At 56.8% G+C, this 22,600-nt stretch carries 18 protein-coding genes and 1 pseudogene; 8 read left to right on the top strand and 11 right to left on the bottom strand.

Going from position 1 to position 22,600, the window contains the following annotated elements; translation table 11 throughout:
* Positions 1-66: 66 nt before the first annotated feature.
* Both K529_RS21635 and cls read right to left on the bottom strand, forming a co-directional pair.
* The gene (locus tag K529_RS21635) at positions 67-765 is read right to left on the bottom strand and encodes an endonuclease/exonuclease/phosphatase family protein (protein WP_046002220.1); all 699 of its coding nucleotides are present in this window, start codon (positions 763-765) and stop codon (positions 67-69) included.
* Positions 766-773: 8 nt separating this feature from the next.
* A complete protein-coding gene (gene cls, locus K529_RS21640) occupies positions 774-2,186 on the bottom strand; it encodes a cardiolipin synthase (RefSeq protein WP_040643937.1) in 1,413 nt (470 codons plus the stop codon).
* A 296-nt stretch (positions 2,187-2,482) separates the two neighbouring features.
* Between cls and K529_RS21645 the strand changes: the two genes are divergently transcribed.
* Positions 2,483-4,030 (top strand): Fic family protein, encoded by a 1,548-nt coding sequence (locus K529_RS21645; RefSeq protein ID WP_046002219.1) that lies wholly within the window; start codon positions 2,483-2,485, stop codon positions 4,028-4,030.
* 227 nt (positions 4,031-4,257) lie between these two features.
* Complete coding sequence (locus tag K529_RS21650) at positions 4,258-6,264, top strand: EAL domain-containing protein (RefSeq protein WP_005630632.1); 2,007 nt, start codon at positions 4,258-4,260, stop codon at positions 6,262-6,264.
* 319 nt (positions 6,265-6,583) lie between these two features.
* On the opposite strand, the gene K529_RS21655 is transcribed toward K529_RS21650, so the two are convergent.
* The 4 genes from K529_RS21655 to K529_RS21670 all read right to left on the bottom strand — a co-directional run bounded on the left by K529_RS21655 (position 6,584) and on the right by K529_RS21670 (position 10,165).
* Entirely contained in the window at positions 6,584-6,964 is a 381-nt protein-coding gene (locus tag K529_RS21655) for a sugar 3,4-ketoisomerase (protein ID WP_235858792.1), read from the bottom strand.
* Between the two features lie 111 nt (positions 6,965-7,075).
* Positions 7,076-8,077 carry a glycosyltransferase family 2 protein gene (locus K529_RS21660; protein WP_065328026.1) on the bottom strand — a complete coding sequence of 334 codons (1,002 nt, stop codon included), beginning with the start codon at positions 8,075-8,077 and terminating at the stop codon, positions 7,076-7,078.
* A 6-nt stretch (positions 8,078-8,083) separates the two neighbouring features.
* A complete protein-coding gene (locus K529_RS21665) occupies positions 8,084-9,040 on the bottom strand; it encodes a glycosyltransferase (protein ID WP_005630642.1) in 957 nt (318 codons plus the stop codon).
* 21 nt (positions 9,041-9,061) lie between these two features.
* Positions 9,062-10,165, bottom strand: a complete 1,104-nt coding sequence (locus tag K529_RS21670; protein WP_005630646.1) for a DegT/DnrJ/EryC1/StrS family aminotransferase — start codon at positions 10,163-10,165, stop codon at positions 9,062-9,064.
* Between the two features lie 168 nt (positions 10,166-10,333).
* Between K529_RS21670 and K529_RS21675 the strand changes: the two genes are divergently transcribed.
* Positions 10,334-10,882 (top strand): GNAT family N-acetyltransferase, encoded by a 549-nt coding sequence (locus tag K529_RS21675; RefSeq protein WP_110590764.1) that lies wholly within the window; start codon positions 10,334-10,336, stop codon positions 10,880-10,882.
* A gap of 50 nt (positions 10,883-10,932) precedes the next feature.
* Here the strand turns inward: K529_RS21675 and K529_RS21680 are convergent, their stop codons facing one another.
* From K529_RS21680 to repA, 5 genes and pseudogenes are all read right to left on the bottom strand, one after another.
* The gene (locus K529_RS21680) at positions 10,933-12,174 is read right to left on the bottom strand and encodes a glycosyltransferase family 61 protein (protein WP_065335442.1); all 1,242 of its coding nucleotides are present in this window, start codon (positions 12,172-12,174) and stop codon (positions 10,933-10,935) included.
* Between the two features lie 173 nt (positions 12,175-12,347).
* A pseudogene (locus K529_RS23360) lies at positions 12,348-13,227 on the bottom strand (IS5 family transposase); the annotation flags it as partial.
* A gap of 426 nt (positions 13,228-13,653) precedes the next feature.
* Positions 13,654-15,009 carry a plasmid replication protein RepC gene (gene repC / locus K529_RS21690; protein WP_046002218.1) on the bottom strand — a complete coding sequence of 452 codons (1,356 nt, stop codon included), beginning with the start codon at positions 15,007-15,009 and terminating at the stop codon, positions 13,654-13,656.
* Between the two features lie 179 nt (positions 15,010-15,188).
* Positions 15,189-16,199 carry a plasmid partitioning protein RepB gene (repB, locus tag K529_RS21695; RefSeq protein ID WP_046002217.1) on the bottom strand — a complete coding sequence of 337 codons (1,011 nt, stop codon included), beginning with the start codon at positions 16,197-16,199 and terminating at the stop codon, positions 15,189-15,191.
* A complete protein-coding gene (repA, locus tag K529_RS21700) occupies positions 16,196-17,401 on the bottom strand; it encodes a plasmid partitioning protein RepA (protein WP_005642811.1) in 1,206 nt (401 codons plus the stop codon). The genes repB and repA overlap by 4 nt, the downstream gene beginning before the upstream one ends.
* 893 nt (positions 17,402-18,294) lie before the next feature.
* On the opposite strand from repA, the gene K529_RS21705 reads away from it, so the two are divergent.
* From K529_RS21705 to K529_RS21725, 5 genes are all read left to right on the top strand, one after another.
* The gene (locus K529_RS21705) at positions 18,295-19,215 is read left to right on the top strand and encodes a LysR family transcriptional regulator (protein ID WP_005642814.1); all 921 of its coding nucleotides are present in this window, start codon (positions 18,295-18,297) and stop codon (positions 19,213-19,215) included.
* Positions 19,216-19,393: 178 nt separating this feature from the next.
* Positions 19,394-20,008, top strand: coding sequence for a glutathione S-transferase N-terminal domain-containing protein (locus K529_RS21710; protein WP_005642816.1), 615 nt, complete (start codon positions 19,394-19,396; stop codon positions 20,006-20,008).
* A 306-nt stretch (positions 20,009-20,314) separates the two neighbouring features.
* The gene (locus K529_RS21715; protein ID WP_005642821.1) at positions 20,315-20,947 is read left to right on the top strand and encodes a hypothetical protein; all 633 of its coding nucleotides are present in this window, start codon (positions 20,315-20,317) and stop codon (positions 20,945-20,947) included.
* Complete coding sequence (locus tag K529_RS21720) at positions 20,944-21,360, top strand: acyl-CoA thioesterase (protein WP_005642823.1); 417 nt, start codon at positions 20,944-20,946, stop codon at positions 21,358-21,360. Before K529_RS21715 ends, K529_RS21720 begins: the two co-directional genes overlap by 4 nt.
* A gap of 28 nt (positions 21,361-21,388) precedes the next feature.
* Entirely contained in the window at positions 21,389-22,579 is a 1,191-nt protein-coding gene (locus tag K529_RS21725) for an acyl-CoA dehydrogenase family protein (protein WP_005642825.1), read from the top strand.
* The last annotated feature ends 21 nt before the right edge of the window (positions 22,580-22,600 follow it).

A 22,600-nucleotide genomic window follows, 5' to 3' on the forward strand; every position in this document is an offset into this window, starting at 1 on the left:
CACGGGATGTGGCGGCCCCGATGCGCCGTTTTGGATCGCGGCGCCCAAAACCCGCCAGGAGCCTGCCTAGACACTGGTGATATCCGCATAGATCGGCAGATGGTCCGAGGCCAGTTTGGACAGAGCGGTGCGCAGGGTGCCGCTGTCACTGGCCTGCAGCGCCTGCCCCAGCGCAATCCGATCCAGCGCCGCCGAGGGGGCAACGCTGTGAAACGACGGCCCCGTCTTGAGGATGTGATAGCCCTCCCACAGTGGCTCCAGCCCAAATTTGCGCCGCCATTCGTTGAAATCCCCAAGGATCACCGCACGCGCCTGCCGCTCTGGCCCAATGTCAGAAGCGATCTGCATCAGCTGCTGTCTGCGGTATTTGCGCAGCAATCCCAGATGCGCCCCCACCACCGTAAGCGGGCCAATCGGCGTTTCCAGATCCGCCAATACCGCGCCGCGTGGCTCCAACCCCGGCAACAGCAGCCGCTCCACTGCGCGCACCGTGATGGTATCGCGCACCAAAAGCGCGTTGCCATGCCAGCCCAGACTGACATCATTGGTGGCCACGTCCACCGGCACCAGCCCGCTTTCGCGCAGGATTGACGCAGCCGACAGCACCGCAGGCCGGGGGGTCAGCCGCCGATCCACCTCCTGCAAAGCAACGATATCGGCTTTCAGGGACGCAATCACCCGCGCAATACGCTCGGGGCTTCTGCGATAATCCACCCCCACCGCCTTATGGACGTTATAGCTGGCTATTCTCAGTTGGTCGGGCATATCTCTCCTTACAGCAGCGGTGAAAACAGGCGCGCAATCGGCGCGCAAATTCTGATCCACAGCGGCCGCGCGCCAAGGCTTTGTTCCAGAAGGAACGCATCCTTGAAATCAGCCTCCAGCATCTGCGTCACCTCGCCCGCAAACGCCCTGTCAAACAGCACCGCCGTCGATTCAAAATTCAGCCGGAAGGACCGGTTATCAAGGTTCGCGGTGCCAACCGCTGCAATCTGATCGTCGATCAAAACCACCTTTTGATGCATGAACCCCTGGTTATAGCGCCAGATTTCAACGCCCACCGCGCGCAGCTCGTCGAAATAGGCCATGGCCGCCAGCCACGGCAGCCAATGGTCCACCTTATCCGGCACCAACAGCCGCACCTCCACGCCGCGCAGCGCCGCCAGTTTCAGGGCCGCGAGCACATCGTTTTCCGGCACCATATAGGGCGTCGCGATCCACAACCGCTTACGCGCTGCATGGATCGCCGCACAGAAAAATAACGCACCGTATTCATGCGGATCAGCAGGTCCGGTGGCCACGATCACGCCATTGGTGTTCTGCGGCATCTGCGGCGCGGTCCAGTTCACCATGTCGCGCAGATCCTCACCCGTGGCCCAGAACCAATCCTCGGCAAAAACCAGTTGCAGCTGGCTCACCATCGGTCCCTCCAGCTGGCAATGGGTGTCGCGCCAATGGCCAAAATACGTATCGCGGGACATATACTCATCGCCCACGTTCAGCCCGCCGGTAAAGCCACATGTGCCATCCACCACCACCGTTTTGCGGTGGTTGCGAAAGTTGATCTGAAATCGGCTGTGCGGGCCGGTTTGCGCATGTACGTTGATGGTTTTGACCCCCGCTTCCTCTAGGGCCTCCAGATAGGCCTTGGGCAGCTTATGACTGCCGACCCGGTCAAACAAAAACCGCACCCGCACCCCGCGTTTGGCGCAGGCAATGAGCCGGTCACGAAAGGCACGGCCCAGCTCATCATCAGAGACGATATAGAACTGCACCAGCACGTAGTCCTGCGCCCGGTCCAGCGCGGCAAAGATCGCCTCAAAGGTCGCAGGCCCGTCGATCAGCAATGAGACATGGTTGCCCGCAGCAACTGGCAGTCCCGCAATCGCCTCAAAGGCGTGGATACTATCGTCCAGCGCGCTTTCATTTGGTCGGTTCAGCTTGGCATGGCTGCATATGGCATGTGCCACGTCCTTGACCTCGCGGCGCGCCACCACATAGCCGCCGATGCGCCAGCTTCCCAGGAACAGATAGGCCGGCACCGCAACCAGCGGCAGCGCCACAAGGAACACCACCCAAGCCGCCGCCCCTTGCGAGGTGCGCGTGATCTGGATCGCCCGAAACGCAAAAACCAACGCGCAGATCTGCACGGCTGCATACCCAAGAACAAGCAATGCGTTCAGCATAAGACAGACCTTTCCAACAGCGGCGCGCAGCATCCCTGCGCCGGGGTCACCGACCTTCAACCTTGGGTCTGTGCCGCCATAAAACAATAGCGCCGCCCTCCGCCCCAGGTTTCAGGCGGCCCCCTGCCCGCCGCTCAGACGTTCATGCAGGGCGGCGGCTTTTGAGCGGTATTTCACGCGCTGAGGTATCGTTTTTCGCAGATCAGGTATCTTTGGAGACATTTTTCATGTACGAGGAACAAAATTCAGACCGCAGCAGCTGAGTGACAAGTATGTCACGCTAAGGAACGTAATTCATGAACGCTACTCATGAGATTCAATTTTCAGGGCCAAGGATCGTTTTTCAGGAACGCCGCCTGCCCGAGACCGCGACTTTAGCGGGCTATAGCGCCTTGATCGACGCCTATGCGCTCGCGGTCCCCCTGCCCCGCAAACTCAGCGCCACCGGCCAGCACCACCGCATCCTTGAGGATGACGCATGGCGCATCCTGACGCCGCGCCACGCCCCAAGCGCCGATCTCGACGGCCATCTGACCTTTGCCCTGAAATACGAGGGGGTCGATCTCGCCGTGCTCAAACGCCTGTTTGAAACCACCGGCGGCGCCGCGATCAGTGACATCATCCGCCGCAAACCCACCGGTAGCTATGCCCGGCGCATCTGGTTTCTCTATGAATGGCTCATGCAAGAGCCGCTGGACCTGCCGGATGCAGAGGGTGGCCGCTATGTCCCGGTGATCGACCCGGAGCAGCAATTTGCCACTGAAGGAGAGACCGCGCCGCGCTACCGGGTGAAAAAAAACCTGCCCGGCACGCCGGAGTTTTGCCCGCTGGTGTTTCGCACGCCCGCGCTGGAGGCCTTTATCGCCATGGACCTGCCCGCCCGCGCCCGCGCGGTGGTGGCCGATGTGCCCCGCGATCTCCTTGCCCGGACCTCGGCCTTCTTGCTGCTCAAGGACTCCCGCTCCAGCTACGCCATCGAAGGCGAGCGCCCGCCACAGGACCGCATCCAGCGCTGGGGGCGCGCCATTGGTGAAGCGGGCCGCCAGCCTCTGGACCGGGACGAATTGCTGCGTCTGCAACGGATTGTCATTGGCGACGCCCGCTTTATCCGGCTGGGCTTTCGCGCCGAAGGTGGCTTTGTCGGGGATCACGACCGCGAAACCCGTATGCCCCTGCCCGATCACATCAGCGCAAGGCACGACGACCTGCCCGCGCTGACCGATGGCATGATCGCCTTTGATCAGGGGGCCGCACGGCACAGCGACCCCGTGGTCGCGGCGGCAGTGCTCGCCTTTGGTTTTGTCTATATCCACCCGTTCGAGGACGGCAATGGCCGCTTGCACCGCTACCTGATCCACCACGTCCTCGCCGAGCGCGGCTTTAACCCACCGGGGGTCACCTTCCCGGTCTCCGCCGCCATCCTGCAACGGATCGACGACTACCGCTCCGTTCTGGAGAGCTATTCCACCCGCCTGTTGCCCTTGATCGCGTGGGAGCCAACCGAGAAATTCAACATCCGCGTCCTCAATGAAACGGGCGATTTCTACCGCTATTTCGATGCAACGCCACATGCGGAATTCCTCTATGCCTGTGTGCAACAAACGATTGACGAAGACCTCCCCGCCGAGACCGCGTTTCTGAAAAACTACGACGCCTTTCGCGCCCGCGTGGAGGCTCTGATCGAGATGCCCGAACGCACCATTGATCTGTTGTTTCGCTTTCTGCAGCAAAACGACGGAACCCTCTCTCGCCGCGCCAGAGCCAATGAATTTGCAGCCCTGACCGATGCGGAGCAGGAAGAGATTGAGACCGCCTATCAAGAGATTTTTCGCTCAGATAGGTAACTCCGGCACCTTAGAAATACAATTTAGACGATAGCGAAACAAAACCAGCACACTCATTGCGATACTGCAAAAACCCCCTTGCAAGCCCTACGCGAACTGCGCACACTCCGACCGAGCCATGCGCTGAGTTTAGTTTTTTGAATAGTATCTCCCATTGGGCACGGGTGGGCCATCGGCGCTACCGCGATCAAGCGCCCCAAAGGGATAGGTAAAAAGGGATTACCGCGATGACTCTCTTCGCGCGCCGGGTTTCCGAATTCCGCATCTGCGTGCAGGAGGCCTTCTTGTCCCTGTTGCCGGTTGCGCTTTTGTCGTCGATCATCATCGTCCTGATCAACGGCTTAAATATCTTCCTCCCGAACCAATACCTTATACCGGACACCCTGCTGGTTGAGGCAGGCAAGATCCCTGCGCTCATCTATCCGCTCGCCTTGACCGCGGCCCTGTCTTATTACCTGTCAGGCTTTTTCGAGGTAGACCGGGTCAGCGGAGTCCTCCTCGCCCTCACCACCTATCTCATGGCGCAACAATTGGTCGGCAACGGCGCGCAAGAGACGTCCTTCAACGCCTCGCTCACGGTAATGATCCTGCCGATCCTGATGTTGCGGATCTTTGCGACGATGTCGCGGCTGCTGCGCTCCGTCGCACGGCAATACGCGCAGGGGGCGGTCTTTCAGCCTGTCACCCTGATTGTCCCGCTGACGCTCACGACACTCATTGGCGCGGCGCTGATCTATCCGCTGTATCACCTCGTTGAGGCGCTGACCCAAGGCATCGCATATGTTCTGAACGCGATCCCCGGCACCCTTGGCGTTGCGATCTGGTCGACCTTGGCGCATCTGATCTGGTTCGTCGGTTTTCATGGCACCAATGTCATGTCCATGATCACCGGCGGCGATTTGCAAAGCGACATCATCCCCGGCCTCACCTGGCAGAAATTTCTGGAAGTGTTCATCGGCATGGGCGGCGTCGGCTCCGTTCTGGGTCTGGCGCTGGCCATTTTGCTAACGGCCAAGGACAGATACATGCGCGCCGTGGCCTATCTCGGCCTGCCCTTCGCCCTGTTCAACATCAGCGAGGTGCTCATTTTCGGGATACCGATTATCCTGAACCGGGTTTTGCTTATCCCCTTTCTCCTTGCGCCCATCGTCAATTTCACCATCGCCTATGGCGTTCTGAAACTTGGCATCTTTGAATTCGGCGGCGCATCGGTGCCCTGGGTCGCGCCGGTTGGTCTCAACGGATATCTGCTCACCGGAAGCAGCTATATGGTCCTGTTTCAGCTGTTTCTTCTCGCCACAACCACAGCGATTTACGCCCCCTTTGTGTGCCGTTACAGCCGCACACAAAGCTCAACCGAACTGCGCGAGGCGCTGCGGGCAAAACTGCATCTGGGCGATGCCATCGGCAGCGATTATTCCCAGAAATTCTATGGCGCGCAGAGCTTTATTTTGCGCTCACACCGGGAAACCAGACAGGTTGTCGAGGATCTGCGCCGCAGCGATCTCGTCTTGCACTATCAGCCCAAATTGGATCTTCGCGCCAACACATGCACCAGCGTTGAGGCATTGCTGCGCATTCAAATGCAGGACGGCACGGTGGAGGGGCCGTATTTTCTGGATACGCTGGAAAAGGCCGGGTTTTCGGTGATCCTCGACAGATGGGTCTGCGACCGCGTGCTCGAAGACATGTCCCGCGCCGACACTCTCGGCAGCGACCTCACGTTTTCCATCAACCTCAACCCAGAGTCCTTTGCAGACAGCGAATTTGTTGATTACCTCATCCAAAAGTTTGCCAGTAAAAATGTCGTATTCGAGATCATCGAACGCGGCTTTATCGGTGGCTCTGGCATCACAAAAAACATCAAGAAATTGCTGGCCGCAGGTATCCGCCTCTCTGTCGACGATTTTGGCGCGGGCTATTCAAATCTGGGCCGGCTGACAACGCTTCCGGTGGATGAGATCAAGATCGACAAAAGTCTGCTGGCAAAGGTCGACACACAGAAGGGCCGCAAACTCTATGAAACCGTCACCGGGCTGTGCCGCGATCTCGGATACCGGGTTGTGGCCGAAGGTGTTGAGACGCGGAGCGAATTTGAATTCACCAAAACCTGCGGCGTCACCGAAATACAGGGATGGTATATCGCCGGCGCGCTGCCGCTGAGCGAAGCACTGGCCTTTGCCCGCACCCCTGCCCCATCATCCACATCTGCGGAAACGGCACAGTTGGTTTAACCCGCCAGACCCGCGCCCTCCAGAAAGTCTCAACAACAAGCCCAAGACCAGTCACTTGCCGTTTTAAACAGACACAATGATACTCAGAATAGATCTGTCGAAGTTTGCAGCGCTTCGTTTGACAATCCCGGGCACTTTAGTACCTCTCGACCTTGCAACCCCTCTGCCGTTTCAAGATGGCGATCAACGTCAACGCCGTTCCATTGTCGTAGACCGCCGTATAGAGGTATTCAGAGAATAACTGACAGGCGACGCTTGCTTTTCAACAAAAGGGAGTCGCTGAAAACAGTCGGCTCGGGACATGACACCGCCGTGGCTGTTACACGTCACGAATAAATTCATCATACTCGCGGTAATAGTCCGACTCATCATAGGGATGAGAAGCCAGAACCATACACACAGCACCCTGACTAAAGGTGTCGATCTCTCTCCAGATCATATTCCGGAGATAAAGTCCTTTTCGGGGGTTGTTTAGCCACACATCGGCCTTGTTTCGCCCGTCATCGATGCGCATCCGAAAGCTGCCAGACAGCGCAAACACAACTTGCTCCAACTCCCGATGAGCATGTCCGCCACGCTCTGAATCCACCGGGACATTGTAAAGGTAATATACTCGCTTGATGTCGAAAGGTATGTGGTTATTGCCCTCCATAAACGTCAAATCCCCTCGCGGGTCGGAAATGACAGGGAGATCGATCATGCAAACATCCGATCCAAATTGAGCAATATTCTGAAGCATACCTGATGTGTCCTAGATGGTTGGCTCATGAAAATCGACGACAGAGAGCGCGTCTGTAATGTCTCTTCTACGCTACTTAGCGCGTTTGCGACGCGCCCAAAAGGCTGAGACCCGTGCCAATGTCTCAAACCAGCCTCGATGGCAGGCGGCAAGGCCATAGATACCTTTTCGAAAGGCGCTGCCTGAACAAGCAGCAAGCGACCCCTGAAAAGCCGCGCTTGCCCGAAGAGACTGCCATGTCTCTTCCACAATTTGCGCTTCACGGTTCAGCGAGGGATTGTTCAAAAGCAAAGCTCTGGCGCGGATTGTCGCGCGCAGGGTACGCAATGCAAAAGGGCTGTGAACCTCCGCGCCGAAGCCGCTATTCACAATCAAGTTCCATAGCCGCCAAGATGTATCTGGAATGTCCAGCAAGCCAGCGCTCGGTTTTTTTGTGATGGCAGCCTGATTGTCCTGACGATAGTAAAAAACACCGTCACAAAAGGCGACTTTAGTACAGGATAAAAAGAACTGCCGCACGGTGAACTCGTCGGCAAACGCGCCGAAGTCATTGAAGCCATGGTCCACCAAGAAAGAAATCGGCCACAGGGCGTTTCCCGGAATGCTCCAATCAAGTGAAGCCACAAATGCGTCCCGCCCCGTCAGTATCGCGCTGCGATCACCATGGAACCCTATGATCTTGCGTTGACCGCCTCCATCAGCGCGATAAAACTCCACGTCCGGCAACACTGCGTCCGCTCCTGTCTCAAGGGCGCGCACACGTAATTTTTCCAACCAATCGGCAGAGAATAAATCGTCCTGAGAGCTATATACAAACCAGCGCCCTGTGGCTCTTGCGGCAGCAAAGTTCACCGCCTTGGCCGCACTGCCCAAATTGGTTCCGGTATGAATATAGGCGAAACGACTGTCCTGTTCGGCATAGCGACGGACTATATCCGCACTCTCATCGCTCGAACAGTCATCAATGCACAATACTTCAAAATTAGAAAAGTTCTGACAAGACAGTGATTTAAGGGTCTCTTCAAGATAACTTGCACCGTTGTAGATCGGCAATAAAACGCTTATCTCAACCACGTTTCTTCATCCTACTGGCTTACAGTTAACCAAGAATTTGCGGGCCCGGCGACGCTCGGCGCGCGCTATCACTAGCATCAAAAGCGGGTGGCGCAGGGCTTTCGCTGCAAACGCTGAGGGGGTGTCCTGGTAATAAGAAATGCCAAGATCCGCCTTGCGCTGCTCTTTTTTCAGCACTCGCATCACGGGGGACTTATCGCTCAGGCCAAACTCTCGCGCATCGGCTTCACGTTGGTGCATAACAGCCTTTTGCGCCAAAAACCCACTCAGCCGTCGCTTCTTATAGCTGGTGACATCCGCCAGATAAGCATCGGAACTTGTGATTCCAAATCCCAGTCGGTAACTCACCAGTTCCTCTTTGATGAGCGAGACCCTGCCTTGAAGCGCAGCTCTGAACCCTAGAACAAGGTCCTCATAGGATCCCGGTGCCATCTGCCCAAAGTCCTCGTACAAGGATCGATGCCAAGCGCCGGTTGCACCGATATAAAGAGATTTGGATCTGGCAACCTGTTTCAGGCTCCACTCGTCACCATAAAAGAGCGCCGTTTTAAAATTGCCGGGTACGGGCTGCCCCGCAGGATCGATCACCTTTGCATAAGAACACAGAAGAAGCGGGGCTTCCTCTACAAAGGTCTCCAGAATTCTCTGACACCGCTGAGGCTCAGACAGGTCATCTCCAGCTGCTGCAACAATAATGTCGCCCGTGCTCAAATCATGCACTTTTGCGAGATTGCCAGCCAGCCCCAAATTCTCGGGATTGCGGTTCAGGATCACACGATGAGGCCCGGAGTACCCAGAAACGGCAGCTTCGACTTCTGCAAAAGTACCATCAGAGGAACAATCGTCCGAGATGACGATCTCCATAGGCTGCACATCTTGCACAAGGGCGCTTTCTACCGCAGCCTTAACCGTGTCGCGCTGATTGTAAGTCAACAGGATATACGTGAGGGAATAGGACGTCATAGATAATCCGTGCAAGACAGGTTAAAGTGCGTCCACCAAGCGGTTCACCGTTTCAATCACTTGAGTTTGATGGTCATCAGACATCTGCGGCCCAATCGGAAGGCTCAGCATATCGTTCGCAAGCGTTTCTGCGATTGGGAAATCCCCCTTGGCGTAGCTCAGGTCGCGGTAGGCTTCCTGACAATGCGGAGCAATTGGATAATGCACCAAAGTCTGAATCCCCTCGTCCGCGAGTTGCTGCATCAGGTCGTCCCGCTTGGGGTGGCGGATTACGTATAGGTGCCAGACCGGGTTTGCCCAGTTGGGAACATGCGGTGTAACAACCCCCCGAAGCTCATGAGTGTAGCGCCCTGCGATCTCACGGCGACGTTCTGTCCAAGCATCCAAATGCTTGAGCTTGACCGCCAGCACTGCAGCCTGCAGCGGGTCAAGGCGGCTGTTAGTTCCTTGTTCGTCGTTCACATATTTCTTCTTGGACCCGTAGTTCCCGAGACTGCGCACCCGCTCGGCAAGATCCGCGCGGTTTGAGGTGATGGCGCCACCATCTCCCATCGCGCCAAGGTTCTTGCCGGGATAAAAACTCCAGCACACGATATCACCATGCGCGCCGATGCGACGGGATTTATATTCCGCCCCATGGGCCTGCGCCGCATCCTCTACCACCGCCAGATTGTGCTTTTTTGCAATCGTCAGGATCGGGTCCAGATCTGCGGGCTGCCCATAGAGATGAACCGCGATGATCGCACGGGTATTTGGCGTGACCGCAGCCTCAATCAGATCAGGGTCGAGATTGTAGCTGTTGGGGTTAGGCTCGACCGGGATAGGAACGGCCCCCACAGCGGATACGGCCAGCCATGTGGCGATGAATGTATGTGACGGTACAATGACCTCGTCGCCTTGCTTCAGGTCAAGCGCCCGCAGCGACAAAATCAGGGCATCAAGGCCGCTCGCGACACCGACACAGTGATCTGCACCGCAGTAGGCGGCAAACGCTTGCTCAAACTGAGCAAGCTCCGGGCCTTGAATATACCACCCACTTGCCAGAACTCGCTCAACCGCCGCGTCAATATCTGCCTGCAGAGCCACGTAACTTGCACGAAGATCAAGAAAAGGGATGTGCGCCATGTGAGACCATCTATCATCAATTGGTTAGCTGATGAGCCACGGGTGTGCTTGCTCCCATGCGCTCAAGGTGCGACTATCGCCCACTCTAGATGACCTCAAGGGCAACGGAATGCAACCGTTAGCTCTGGACCCCATGCAATGACCGCAATAGCCATGAGAATGGATTTGATGACTCAGATTGATGACAGTAGAATCGAAGGCGTCCGCCTCGCTCTCAGATTGGCACAACCGTCAGACGCCGCGTACATTTATGGCCTACGCATCGATCCTACATATAATCGCTATCTCTCCGAGGTAACAGGCACGGTGCAGGATCAAGAAGATTGGTTACGCCGCTACAAAGAACGCGAGGCTAAAGGATCGGAGTATTATTTCGTCATCGAGAGATTAGCCGATGCGCAGCCCTGTGGCCTGGTGCGACTGTATGATTTTGAAGCAGACCATTTTACATGGGGAAGCTGGATTCTTGACCAAAACAAACCCGCAAAAGCTGCTTTGGAAAGCGCGCTTCTCATTTATGTTCAAGGCTTTGAACGGCTGGGCTTACAAAAGTCGGTTTTCGACGTTCGCAAAAACAACGAGCGCACTCTTGCGTTTCATAACCGATTTGGAGCGATCGAAACCGGGCGTAATGCGTTAGATGTTCTATTCGAATACACGCGCGCACAGTTTGAAAAAGACAAAGCAAAGCACCTAGAAGTACTTCGTAAGTATTGACGGATCTGCCTGATCTTCGCCTGAAGCGCCACCGACAGCGCTTCAGATCGTCATTCCTCACGTTCTTCGTCCAGCAGCGTATCGATATGATGGCAAAAAGTATCGACTGGTAGATGATAAGATGCCCGAAAGGCCTCGAAACTATCGCTGATCGGAGTGCCGGAATTCAGGAAGCAGTAGGTCATTTCGCTTCCGCAGACATGGGCCAGATTCGAGAAAAAGCATGATCCAGAATACTCTTGCAGAGCCCAGATCAAACTCTTGCTGTGCGCATGCATAAATAGAGTATTTGTGAACGCAGCGCCTGTCGGCCCGACGACAAAATCCGCATTGTGCATCAGTTGGACTTGTTCTTTGAAACTGAGCTTCTCTAGTCGAACCGGCTCAAACCCGCGTTGTTTTGCAGCGGTTATGATTTCGTCCTGATTATAAGATCTAGTACCAGGCGGGCGGGCCAGAAACACTTTCTTCGGTTCGTCACCCGTGCGTTGGACACCAAGTGCATTCAGGATCAGATTTCTGAGTTCATGCATCAGATCAATGTTTTGCGTGTAATCCTTTGGCTCAGGCCAATATCCAGCTCTGACATTGAACGGCCCACTGACTTGAGGAGGTAGATAGAGCAACTCAGCGATCTCGTAGAGTTGAGCCTCCTTCATCGGCACAACATCTCGTCCTCCACGGCATAAATCCAGCGTGTCTTTAAATGATGGTACCGTGAGGGCCGCTTCGGGCACCAACAGAGGGTATCCAGCATAAGCACTTGGCAAGTGCTGCGACAGCAACACCGTTGGCAAGTACTCTGCAATCCAGTGGTACCAATTGGAACTGCCTTGTCCGAATGCACAGATTCCCTTGTCAATCTTGGTTACACCTAAACATTTTAACGCAACGCGATCACCTTGAACGATGCATGTTTCGTATTCATTATCCATGCGGACACGATCTAGGTGCTCATAAATCTCCGACCCGACAAATGCACTGCTATGATGACGGAACACGGATGAACCTGATTGTGCCTGGAGGTTGTTAAAAACCAACGGCTCTACCGGCGGCAGGTCCGAAACATGAAGCTCCTTAGAACCTCCCAACGGCACGGGTCGAGCGACCTCGCTCTTTGACCCTGGGTAAACAGCAGGCAGACGCTGAACCGCTTGGAGGTCTAAATTTTTTATATCAAATATAGCATATCCCACTGCATTGATGGCGTTTTTCGCAAATCGCGCAACTATCGTCGCCTCTTGCGTTCTCTCCATCAACCGTTTGGTTAGACTGCGCCGAATATCTGTCATAACGCTGTCTACAAATTCCACTCAAGCTTGTTCAAGGGTTCTCCTCTTTCTAACAGGATTAACCTACGGCTTGAACCGCACCGGGTTTGCCGGAGGCTGATTTCAGTTAGTTACGCGGCAATGTCTTCAGTTTCCAGAGCGGTGTAGCCGTTCAGCACGGCAATACGAACCTAGAGCTCGGCGACCTGGCGGTCGAAGTCTAGGGCCATGAGGGATTGGCCGAACAGCTTGATGCAGTTCATCTTGGCCTCGACACAGCTTCGGCGGTGGTCGCCACTCCAGCGTCGCCATATGGCTCGGCCCAAGTACTTCGAAGCGCGTAGGGCTTCGTTTCGGGCGACGGCGGCAGGGCTTGTCGGTTTCCACAGCTTGGCGTTCTTGCGGGGGCGGGAGTGAGGAAGGCCCGGAAAGGGTCCGGGGGACCCTTTCCCTGACGAACGGTGGTGGCACCACGGGCAGCGATTGCCTCGTGGCATTTCCGGGTGTCGTAGGCGCCACCTGCCGCGACGGAACCGATATCTTCGTCAGACGGGATCTGGTCGAGCAGCTCCGGTAGAACAGGCGCGTCACCAATGTTGCTCCCGGTGATCTCGCCAGCCCGGACTTCCAGTGTTTCCTCGTCGATCCCCCTCTCGTCGTTTGGGTCCGCCGTGCTTGCGCGTTTGTCGGGAAAACGGTCCCCCAGACTGTTTTCTGACCCTCCGCACTCCACTCACTTTCGCCTTCGGCCTTGATGCCGGTGCTGTCCATTGCCCGCGAGGGATCAACAGGTTCAACGGGCCTGTACCTCCGCGATAGGGGATGCTCACGTTCAGCGTCTTTTGGCGGCGGCACAGGGTGCTGAAGTCCGGCACGCTCCAGCCAGGTCCGACCAGCTACAGTAGGCTCTGCACGAACCCGGTCGTCTGTCTCAGGGGCATGCCAAAGAGAACCTTCATCGTCAAACAGGTCTGGATCACTGAAGCTCTGTTGGCGACCGCGCTTCCCGGTCGGCGGAGGGATCCATTCCATGTCAGGATCAAACCAGATCGTCAGCGATCCCCGTTGACGCAGTGCTTCATCGTATGCCTACCAGCTGTCATCCTAGATTCATGTCGTGAATCCCGTACCCGATTTGTGAAACAACGCCACGGCAGGTCTGCTCTCAGCGTCTGGTGAAGGTTCTAAGGGCTGACAAAACCGCAACATTTTTGGTGGGTTTTGCGAGATTGAGGATGACCTTGATGACGTTTCGCGTTACATTTTCCAAGTGCTCTGCGGTGCGCTCTTTTACAAGCGGATCTCTTCGCGGCGCTTTTATCCCGAAAATACCCATCTAAGCGCCCTACTCTTCTTGTGCGCGGTATGTCCAATAATTGCAGATCGTGGTGAGAGTTCACAGCTGTGAACTTTGTTAGCTAAGCCGCGCTTTTGATCTCCGCCAAAAGTTCACAGCTGTGAACTTTCCTCAAAGGTGAAATCCAACATCTCATTCCTTTCTCAGTGTTTGCGCAGCAGCGCCATGACCATGGGACCGCAAGAGAACGTGCCATTGGCGGATTTCGCGCTGAGATGGCGCAGGTAACCACCGGGATTTTTGATCTCTTCAAAGCGTTCGAGCATCGATGCAAGAACCACTGCGGCCTCTGCCGGACCCATCACGCTCAGAGCTTCCTCCCAGGCGGAGGTGGAAATGCCCATCATCGGGCGGATGTGATGCGCAGCTTTGACCAGATCATGCCAGTGACGAATGGGATGATCGATATAGCTCTGGATGCTGGTGCAGGCAGCAAGGGTGACAGATAGCGGCATGTTTGGCAGCTTATCATGTGCAGATGTAGATGTGCTTTCTGCGGCGTTCGGTGCCGTCGTCGTTTGATAACCGCTGGCAGTGACCTTGGTGGGGCAGGGGGTGTCGGTGAGGGGTTGTGGCGCTTTCTCAGCTTGCACGATCTGTGGCGAGGCGCTGTCCTCTGCTAGGTTTTGCGTCCCCACCTCGCTTTCAGATTCAAAAGAGTCTTTCTGTGAATTCTGATGGTGCTGCTCAATTTCGGCGGCTTTGGTGCTCAGTTGTGGTGTCTCAATCAACGCATCAGTGCTGTTGTCCACAGGCTCCATCGGGTCGAGAATGTCGCGCGCCTCATCCAGAGCGACGCGCAATTGGGCTTCTATCTGCGCGAGGTCCGCGAGGGTCAGCTTGCGCCGCAGGGCCCGCGCCGACAGGGCCGCCAGATCGCCAAGACGATCCCAGAGCGCCAGGTCCGGACGCAGGGAGAGGCCAAACTCCGCCAGCCCGGCCAGATCGCGACGCATCAGGCTGACGGTCTCGCGCAAGCGCTTCAGGCGAAACTCTTCGGCGCGCACATCCTCTGCCGCCATTTCAATCTCGCGAGCGCGTTGGCGCAGCGGCGAGAGGTCAAACCCATAGGCCACCTTTTCGCCGCCGTAGCGCCGGGCATAGCGCTTGCCGTTGGGGCTGTCGCGCCGCAGCAGCAAACCTGCGTCAACCAGCCGGGCGAGATAGCGGCGCATGGTGGAATTGGCCATGCCATTGAGCCGGTCGCAGATGGTCTGGTTCGACGGATGAATGACAAGCGCGCGGTCTGCGGGCAGTTCGGTGCCGGACCAGAAACTCAGCAGCGCCTGCAGCACAGAGAGATCGCGGTCGCTCAGGCCAAAATGGTGCCGCGCCACCGCAAGATCGCGCAGGACATTCCATTTGCTGACCGGTTTTGCAGGTTCCAGCTGAGATGATGCGGCAGGCATGCGTTCGCTTGCCGCCTGAAGCTGGTTCTGACGTTTGATCAGAACAGCATCAACGGTGCGCCCAAAAGGCGTGACAGGATGATACCCCATGTTTCATTCACGAAGACAAAGAAATCCCGTTCTGCGAATCATATTTGACTTGCAGTCTTAGGCTCCTGACACTAGCTTGAAGTTGCTAAACACAAGTCAGGGTCTCGTGGAGCGATGTCTTTGCGGGACCTTTTCTTTTGTCTGCTCGTGCCTCCTTTCCTTACTCTGCTCTTATTTTGTTATTGGTCTTCAGACCGTTGCAACCAACGGGCATGAAGGTCTGCGATCAGGTCCTGGGCCTCGGCCTCGACCCAATCGGCAAATGCGCCCTCCGCCAGATCAATCTGCACGCCCTTTGCGGTGCGGCGAATGCTGCCGGTTTTCTGCCCATCCAGCGTCAAGGCGCGCGGTTTTTTGCGCGCAGGCTTGGCGGCGGTGCGTGCCGGGGCAGGGGAGGCGGGCAGGGCTTTCATCACCGCCTCAAAGGCGGCGGTGGAGGTCTCTTGCGGGTCGTTGCCGCGCCCGTCGATCACGGCGATGCTGGCATCGGTGTGGACCCGTTCTGCGACGGCAATCAGCTGCGCGGGGTCCACATCGGTTTCCGCCAATGCGCGGCCCAGATCGTCCCAGCGGGGGCGGCCGATGTTGGGGGCGGGACCAATGGCGCGGGCCAGATCAACGCCCACCGCATCCAGAATGGCCATCGCCATCGACACGGAGGATTTGGTCACGGTCAGCACCTCGGCCACCTGCGACTGGTTGCCAAAGCCCGACTCGATCAGCTCCCGCGCAAAGATCGCACGTTCGATAAAGGTCAGATCGCGGCGTGCCATATTCTCGGTGATCTGGGCGCGCACGGCGCTGTCGTCATCCATGCTGGCGACAAGGGCGCGGACCTTGCTGACCTTGTTTGAGTGGCGGATCGCCTCTAGCCGGCGGCGGCCATAGACCAGCAGATAGCGGTCTGCATCACTTGGATCACGGCGCACGAGGATCGGCACGGTCTGACCAGATGTTTCAATAGATTCAATCAGATCGGCCACATCACCGGGGGCGAGGCGGTCCTCGATCCGCAGGTTGGTGATCGCATCTGGATCAAGCTCCCAGACATGATGAGAATCCACCGCATCACGCGCCGCGCGCAGGGCGCGATTGGTCGACATCATCGACCCCCCGGCGGTGGCGGAGGGCCCTCCCGCTGCTGCGAGACTGTCGAGCATGGACATGCGTTTTTTCTTGCCGGTGGTCATTTGCGTCCCCAGGTCTGCTGGATCAGTTCGGAAATCTCATCATTGACCGCATTGACGCTCTCGATGGCGCGGTCATAGGTGGACCGGGTGAAGGCGGAGCGCTCCACCTCGTAGAGGGTCTGTTTGGTGAGGCCCGCGTCGGAAATCGCGGTGGATTTCAGCATCGGCGCATTGAGCACCTTGTCGCCATACATGGTGCGCAGGAAGGCCACGATGCGGTTTTGCGGTGCATCCGAAGGCTCATAGCGGGTGAGCACATAGCGCATCCAGTCATGCGACATGTCGGCGCCGCTTTCGGCGATCACATCCATCAGATCGGCGGTCATGCGCAGGAATTGCGACATCGACATCACGTCGAGCATTTCGGGGTGGATGGTGACAAGCACGCCGGTTGCGGCCGAAAGCGCGGACATGGTGAGAAAACCCAGCTGCGGCGGGCAGTCGATCACCACCACATCATAGTCACCGTCCACTTGTTCGAGCGCCTGTTTGACCCGGAAGAAGAACAACCCCGCCTGACCCTGCGCCAGCGCGCGGGGGGTTTCGTGTTCGAACTCCATCAGCTCCAGATTGCCGGGGATGAGGTCGAGGTTGGGGATATAGGTCTTGCGGATCACCGAGGCGATCGGGGCCGGGTCATCATAGCGAATGGCATCATAAAGCGTGCCGCCGTCCTGCAGGTCGACCTCGGGCTGCACACCATGCAGCGCGGTCATCGAGGCCTGCGGGTCGAGGTCGATGGCCAGCACCCGGTAGCCACGCAGGGCGAGCCGTTGGGCCAGATGCGCCGAGGTTGTGGTCTTGCCGGAGCCGCCTTTGAAGTTCATCACGCCGATGATCTGCATGTGGTCGCCCTCGCGGCGGCCGGGCAGATAGTCACCGGGCTTGCGGGCGGTTTTCTCAAGCAGATGGCGCAGATCCAGCATGTCCTGCACCGAATAGAGCCGCCGGTTGCCCGGTGTCAGCTCGGGCGAGGGGCCTTTGCCATCCAGATGCAGCTTGCGCAGATAGCTGTCATTGACGCCCAGAAGAGTCGCCGCCTCGCCAGAGGTGAACTTGCGCATCATCTTGGCGGCGTCAGGGGGGAACAGGCTTTCGCGTTGGTTGTGCAATTGGGTGGCCAGCCATTCGGAATGCTCCCGAATAAGCTGGTTGAGATCCTCATGCAGCGCCTCTGCTGCCGGAGACTGGTTCGTTGCCATCGCCGTTCTGCCCTCGTATCCTGTGTGACGGATGCAAGAGCGTGCAGGATTAGAGCCTAATACGGATCATTTTCTGCAGCCTGCCGCCGTGTTCACGGAAATCGACGTTTGTCGTTATCTTTCCGTGACTATTTACCGTTGAGCGGGATTCGTGCAAGGGTTTTCTGGCCGATTTATCCCCATCACCCCCACCTATATGGGTCAAGCCACAGGGGCACGACAAGGGATAGGGGGACTCGCAGCACCGCGCGGAGCCTCAGTCCGGGCTCTTTGGTGCGAGGATGAGGTCAAAAGGCCGCGCGGTAGGCATGAACGGTCTGCTGACGTGTCCGTATTGGCGGCAGTTTCTAAGGTGGAGCCAGCTGATGGCGGGCGCAGAGCGCAAATATAGGGCAGCTTTGCGCTGAAAATGCACGTCGAGCACGATTGGCTTTGGTGTCCTTTTCGATTTGGTTTATCTTGTGGTCAGCGGGTCACGAAACGGCAGACCAGAGGCCGCCACCTGACACTAGGGCTGCGCCCTCCCTTGTGCATCCGCGCAAAGTGCCGACCTGATCTCAACTAAGATGTTCTTTGACCTCGCCTATTTCTGGGGATGTGACGAGATTGCCCAAATGGCAGTGCCAGACTATGCACAAGGCAGCTAAATGACAGAAATAATTCATAAATAAACGGGTTGATTAAATCTGCGTACTGCATAACCTATGGGAGAATCGTTTTCAGTGATCAACCCTTGGGTTGTTTGAGGGTGTATATACCAAGGTGCTTTGCCAGCCGTTTTCTGAAGCGTTTGCAGATCATATGCTGCGCGCTCACGACAGCCAGAGATCCTGACCTTTCCCAAAACGTCGTTATGTATTTTGCGAGTTCTCTGTAAAGGAGCGAGATTAGATTTGGACATTCAACAACTAAAGGTTTTCGTCACCGTCGCGAAATATGGCAGCATCACCCGTGCCTCTGACATTTTGTGCCGCAGTCAGCCTTCGGTGAGCGCGCAAATCAAAGGGTTGGAAACAACGCTTGGTATCGCTTTATTTGAGCGCACGTCGCGGGGCATGATCGTCACGCAAGAGGGTGAGCGTTTGCTCGACGAGGCGATTTCATTAGTTGACCGACATAAGCAGTTTATGCAGGAGGCGTCGCGGCTCAAGGGCAGCGTGTCCGGGGTGTTTATGTTGGGCGCGGGGCGGCACTCGGGAAACGGCTTTGTCAGCGCATTCCTTCATCTGGTGTCCGAGCGGTTTCCCGAATTGGAGATTGAATTGAAACACCTCGGCTCTGCTCAGGTGATCGAGGGGCTGCGGGACAATTCACTGGATATGGGGTTTTTCACAGAAACCGAGAGCGACACGTCTGATTTGACCCTCGTTGAAGTGGCGAGTTTTGGCATTTATCTGGCGGCTCCGCCGGGGATTATTCGCACGTCTGACCCGCTTGACTGGCAGCAGCTGGCAGATCAGATCTGGATCGTATCGTCGCATGACGGCTGCTGTGGTCGCTGGGCCAACGCGCTGATGGAACAACACGATATCTGCCCCAAACGGGTCATCAAAGTGGATGATGAGGCCGTAACCCGGACGTTGGTTGCCAGTGGGGCAGGGATTGGTCTGGTGCATGTGAATGCAGACGACAACCTCCCGCCGCCCAAGGACATCGACCTGCTGCACCGGGTGCGCAAAACCGCGCGGATTATGTGTGGCTATCTGGAGGCGCGCAGCGATGACCCGTCAATTCGTGCGGTTGATGAATTGGTTCTGGATCTTTTGAAATCGGACGCCTCGGGCGCGACACCCTCGATGTTGCAACTTGCGTGATCTTCGGCTGACGAGTTTTGCAGCGTGAATAAACAGAATCCTGAATTTACCTGTCACTGCTTTTATTAAGGCGGTAATGCAATCAAATTGCGCAATCTCCGGAGGCACTATGATTACAGTTTATAGTCTGTGTGGAAAAGACGGCATTCATTACTCTCCGCATGTTTGGAAGGTGATAATGGCGTTGCATCACAAGCAGCTTGATTTTGAAATTATACCTGTTGATTTTTCCACCATTCGGGAAATTGAGAATGGGGCCTTTAAAAGTGTACCGGTGCTGCGTGATGGGGATCGGGTGCTGGGCGATAGTTTTGAAATCTGCGAATATCTGGAAACGGCCTATCCCGATGCGCCAAGTCTGTTTGATGGCGAAGGATCCCGGCGGATGGCGCGGTTTTTGGAGAGCTATTGTTTGACGCAATTGCACCCGCCGCTTGCGGTCATCGCCGTGATGAACATGCACAACATCATGCACGAATCAGATCAGGCATATTTTCGCGCCAAACGTGAAGAGCGATTCGGCATGTCGATCGAAGCCATGGCGGAAGGGGCCCCAGAGCAGCGCAAAATCCTGCGTGAGCGACTGGCGCCCCTGCGTGCAATTCTGAATGATCACCCCTGGATATATGGCGATACGCCATTGCTTCCGGACTATGTGGCGTTCAGTGCCCTGCAGTGGTGCTGGGTCGTTGGGGTGCGGGATGTCCTGGAGGAGGATGATTCGGTGCGGGCCTGGTTTGCCCGGTGTCAGGACCTGTTTGAGGGGGCCGCCCGCAATCCGGCCCCGCACTAAGCACCGCCTAAATTCAGGGCGCTGACCGCTCCTGACGTCAGGCCCCAACGCCCCGAAGCGCGCCCCCATTTGGGCGCGCTTTTTTGTGGAATATCTGAATGTTCCAAGGCCTGTCACCAAAGCCGATAGCAGACCTCACGTTTTCCGAATTGCGACATAGAGCATCATTCGCTCATATGTGAATCAAGGCCACGATGCGTTCCAAGCTGAATTGAAATTTCGAATAATCTGGAATGAACGAGTTAATTGGTTGCGTGTCTGAAAGTGTATTTCAGTCAATTCACGATGCCATTGGAGGACTGTTGAATGAACGTCGCACTAATGGATGGTCCAAAAGACCAACACAGCGAGAATATCACGGATAGCTATGATTGGGTGCGCAAGGTTCATACGCTGGGGCCTGCTGGTACGAATTGTGAAAAAGCGGCGCTGAAATGGGCGGCGTTGAAATGCAAGAAAGCGGAGTTGGCGCTGCATGAGTCGATGGAGCGCGCGGCCGAACAGGTTGCGGCGTGTGGCTGTTCCGTGCTGCTGAGCGTTGTTGCCTATCCGCAGCTGCATTCGATCATTTACGAGCATATCGCGCAGCTTGGCCTGCTCGATGTTTTTATCATGAAGACGGATGACATGGTTCTGGCTTCGGTGAGCGGCCAGATGCCGACATTGTGTCAAACCCATCCAGCGCCGGAGAAATTGCTGCCTGCACAGATGCAGCGGATCTATGCGGCAAGCAACGCCCATGCCGCCGCAGAAGTGATGGCGGGGCGCGGTGATGGCTGCATCACCACGCTGGCCGCCGCAGAGCAACACGGGCTGAAGGTGGTGCAGACCTTTGGTCAAGTCCCGATGGGGTTCACCATTCACGGCCCGCTGAAACACGCGCGCTGCCGCGACATCGATTTTGAAGCATCAGATCATAAAAGGAGTATCCCACAATGACACAGCGCGCCTTTGAGACCAGCATCGAAGTTCGCTACCGCGACACGGATTCCATGGGCCATATCAGCAGCCCGATTTACTATGACTATATGCAGTCGGCCTATCTGGAGTACATGCACGCGCTGCTGGAGCTGCCGAAATCCGAGAAGCTGCCGCATATCATGGTGAAGACCTCCTGTGAGTACATCAGCCAGGCATATTACGGCGATACGGTGGTGGTGCTGAGCACGGTCTCCAAGTTCGGTGGCAAGAGTTTCGAGATGGAGCATGAAATCCGTCTCGGCAGTGCCAATGGGCGCGTGGTGGCAAAGCTGCAGTCGGTGCATGTGATGTTTGATTACGAAAAGCAATCGACCTACCCGATCCCCGAAGAGTTCCGCACCCGCGTTGCGAATTTTCAAGAGGCAGGCTGACACCTGATCAGAACAAGGGAGAGTGGGAATGGATTTGAGTTGGACCTCAAGGCAATTGTCGATCCGGGCGGAGTTTGCATCGCTGGGGAGCCGCACCGACCGCGATGAATTGCGGCTGGGACGGCGCGCTTTTGATCAGCAGACATGGGATCAGCTGGGTGGAGCGGGGCTGTGGCAGATGATGGTGCCCACGGACTTTGGCGGCACTGGCGTGGATTGGTGGGATGTGACGGCGGCGCTGGAGGGGCTGGCCTCGACCATCCGCACGCCGGGGCTGTTGTTGTCGGTGATTGCGCAGGCCGGGATGGCATATGCGCTGGACCTGTTTGGCACCACCGCGCAGAAGTCGGATTATTTTCGGCGTATCCTGCGCGGAGAGTTGAGCGCCACCGCGATTGCGGACCCGGACACAGGAACCGATGTGCGGGCCAGCTCGACCTTTCTCAGCCCCCGCGCCAACGAGACATTTGTGCTCAATGGCCGCAAGTACAATATCGCCCATGCGCCGGTGGCCAGTTTCACGCTGGTGGTCTGCAAACTCGAAGGCCATGCCCGTGACGGGATTTCTCTGGTGCTGGTGGATCAAAACAGCAAAGGCGTCACCATTGGGCCGCAGGATCGCAAACTCGGCAACCTTGACCTGCCCACCGGGCAACTGACGTTTGAGGATGTGCCGCTGCACTATGGGCATATTCTGGGCGTGCCGGGTGACGGTCTGCGCAATCTGGTGCGGTTTGTGTCGCTGGGGCGGCTGTACTACGGGCTGGTGGCTGCAACCCTGTGCGAGCCGATGCTGGCCGAGGCGCTGAGCTATGCCAAGACGCGCCAAACCTTTGGCCAGCCAATTGTCGACCATCAGTATGTGCAAAAGAAGCTGACCGACATGCGCATCGCAGCGGATAGCGCAAAATGGGTTTCCTATGGCGCGTTGCACCAATTGTTGAGCGGTGCGCCCGAGGCGGTCATGAGCTGCTCGATTGCCAAACTCGCCGGGGCCAGCGCGATCACGGACGGGGCGGTTGATCTTCTCAAGCTTTATGGCAGCCGGGGCTACCACGAGGGCGAGGTCTCGACGTTCCTGCGCGACGCTTTGGCCTTTTGCAGTGTCGGTGGCACCGAGGAAATGCATCGGCGCAACATCATGAACCAGATGATGCGCAAGGCCCGGCCTGCGGCCAAAGCGGCAGTGGAACCGGCGCGCGATTTGGAAACAGCCTGAAGCTGTGTTTCGTTTTTGAAT

This window comes from Tritonibacter mobilis F1926 (genome assembly GCF_000376545.2).
GTDB lineage: Bacteria > Pseudomonadota > Alphaproteobacteria > Rhodobacterales > Rhodobacteraceae > Epibacterium > Epibacterium mobile.

Excerpts from the sequence above, each read along its gene's own strand:
- K529_RS21635 (WP_046002220.1), bottom strand. The coding sequence starts at position 765 with ATGCCCGACCAACTGAGAATAGCCAGCTATAACGTCCATAAGGCGGTG.
- cls (WP_040643937.1), bottom strand. The coding sequence starts at position 2,186 with ATGCTGAACGCATTGCTTGTTCTTGGGTATGCAGCCGTGCAGATCTGC.
- K529_RS21645 (WP_046002219.1), top strand. The coding sequence starts at position 2,483 with ATGAACGCTACTCATGAGATTCAATTTTCAGGGCCAAGGATCGTTTTT.
- K529_RS21650 (WP_005630632.1), top strand. The coding sequence starts at position 4,258 with ATGACTCTCTTCGCGCGCCGGGTTTCCGAATTCCGCATCTGCGTGCAG.
- K529_RS21655 (WP_235858792.1), bottom strand. The coding sequence starts at position 6,964 with ATGATCGATCTCCCTGTCATTTCCGACCCGCGAGGGGATTTGACGTTT.
- K529_RS21665 (WP_005630642.1), bottom strand. The coding sequence starts at position 9,040 with ATGACGTCCTATTCCCTCACGTATATCCTGTTGACTTACAATCAGCGC.
- K529_RS21670 (WP_005630646.1), bottom strand. The coding sequence starts at position 10,165 with ATGGCGCACATCCCTTTTCTTGATCTTCGTGCAAGTTACGTGGCTCTG.
- K529_RS21675 (WP_110590764.1), top strand. The coding sequence starts at position 10,334 with ATGACTCAGATTGATGACAGTAGAATCGAAGGCGTCCGCCTCGCTCTC.
- K529_RS21680 (WP_065335442.1), bottom strand. The coding sequence starts at position 12,174 with ATGACAGATATTCGGCGCAGTCTAACCAAACGGTTGATGGAGAGAACG.
- repC (WP_046002218.1), bottom strand. The coding sequence starts at position 15,009 with ATGGGGTATCATCCTGTCACGCCTTTTGGGCGCACCGTTGATGCTGTT.
- repB (WP_046002217.1), bottom strand. The coding sequence starts at position 16,199 with ATGACCACCGGCAAGAAAAAACGCATGTCCATGCTCGACAGTCTCGCA.
- repA (WP_005642811.1), bottom strand. The coding sequence starts at position 17,401 with ATGGCAACGAACCAGTCTCCGGCAGCAGAGGCGCTGCATGAGGATCTC.
- K529_RS21710 (WP_005642816.1), top strand. The coding sequence starts at position 19,394 with ATGGCGTTGCATCACAAGCAGCTTGATTTTGAAATTATACCTGTTGAT.
- K529_RS21715 (WP_005642821.1), top strand. The coding sequence starts at position 20,315 with ATGAACGTCGCACTAATGGATGGTCCAAAAGACCAACACAGCGAGAAT.
- K529_RS21720 (WP_005642823.1), top strand. The coding sequence starts at position 20,944 with ATGACACAGCGCGCCTTTGAGACCAGCATCGAAGTTCGCTACCGCGAC.
- K529_RS21725 (WP_005642825.1), top strand. The coding sequence starts at position 21,389 with ATGGATTTGAGTTGGACCTCAAGGCAATTGTCGATCCGGGCGGAGTTT.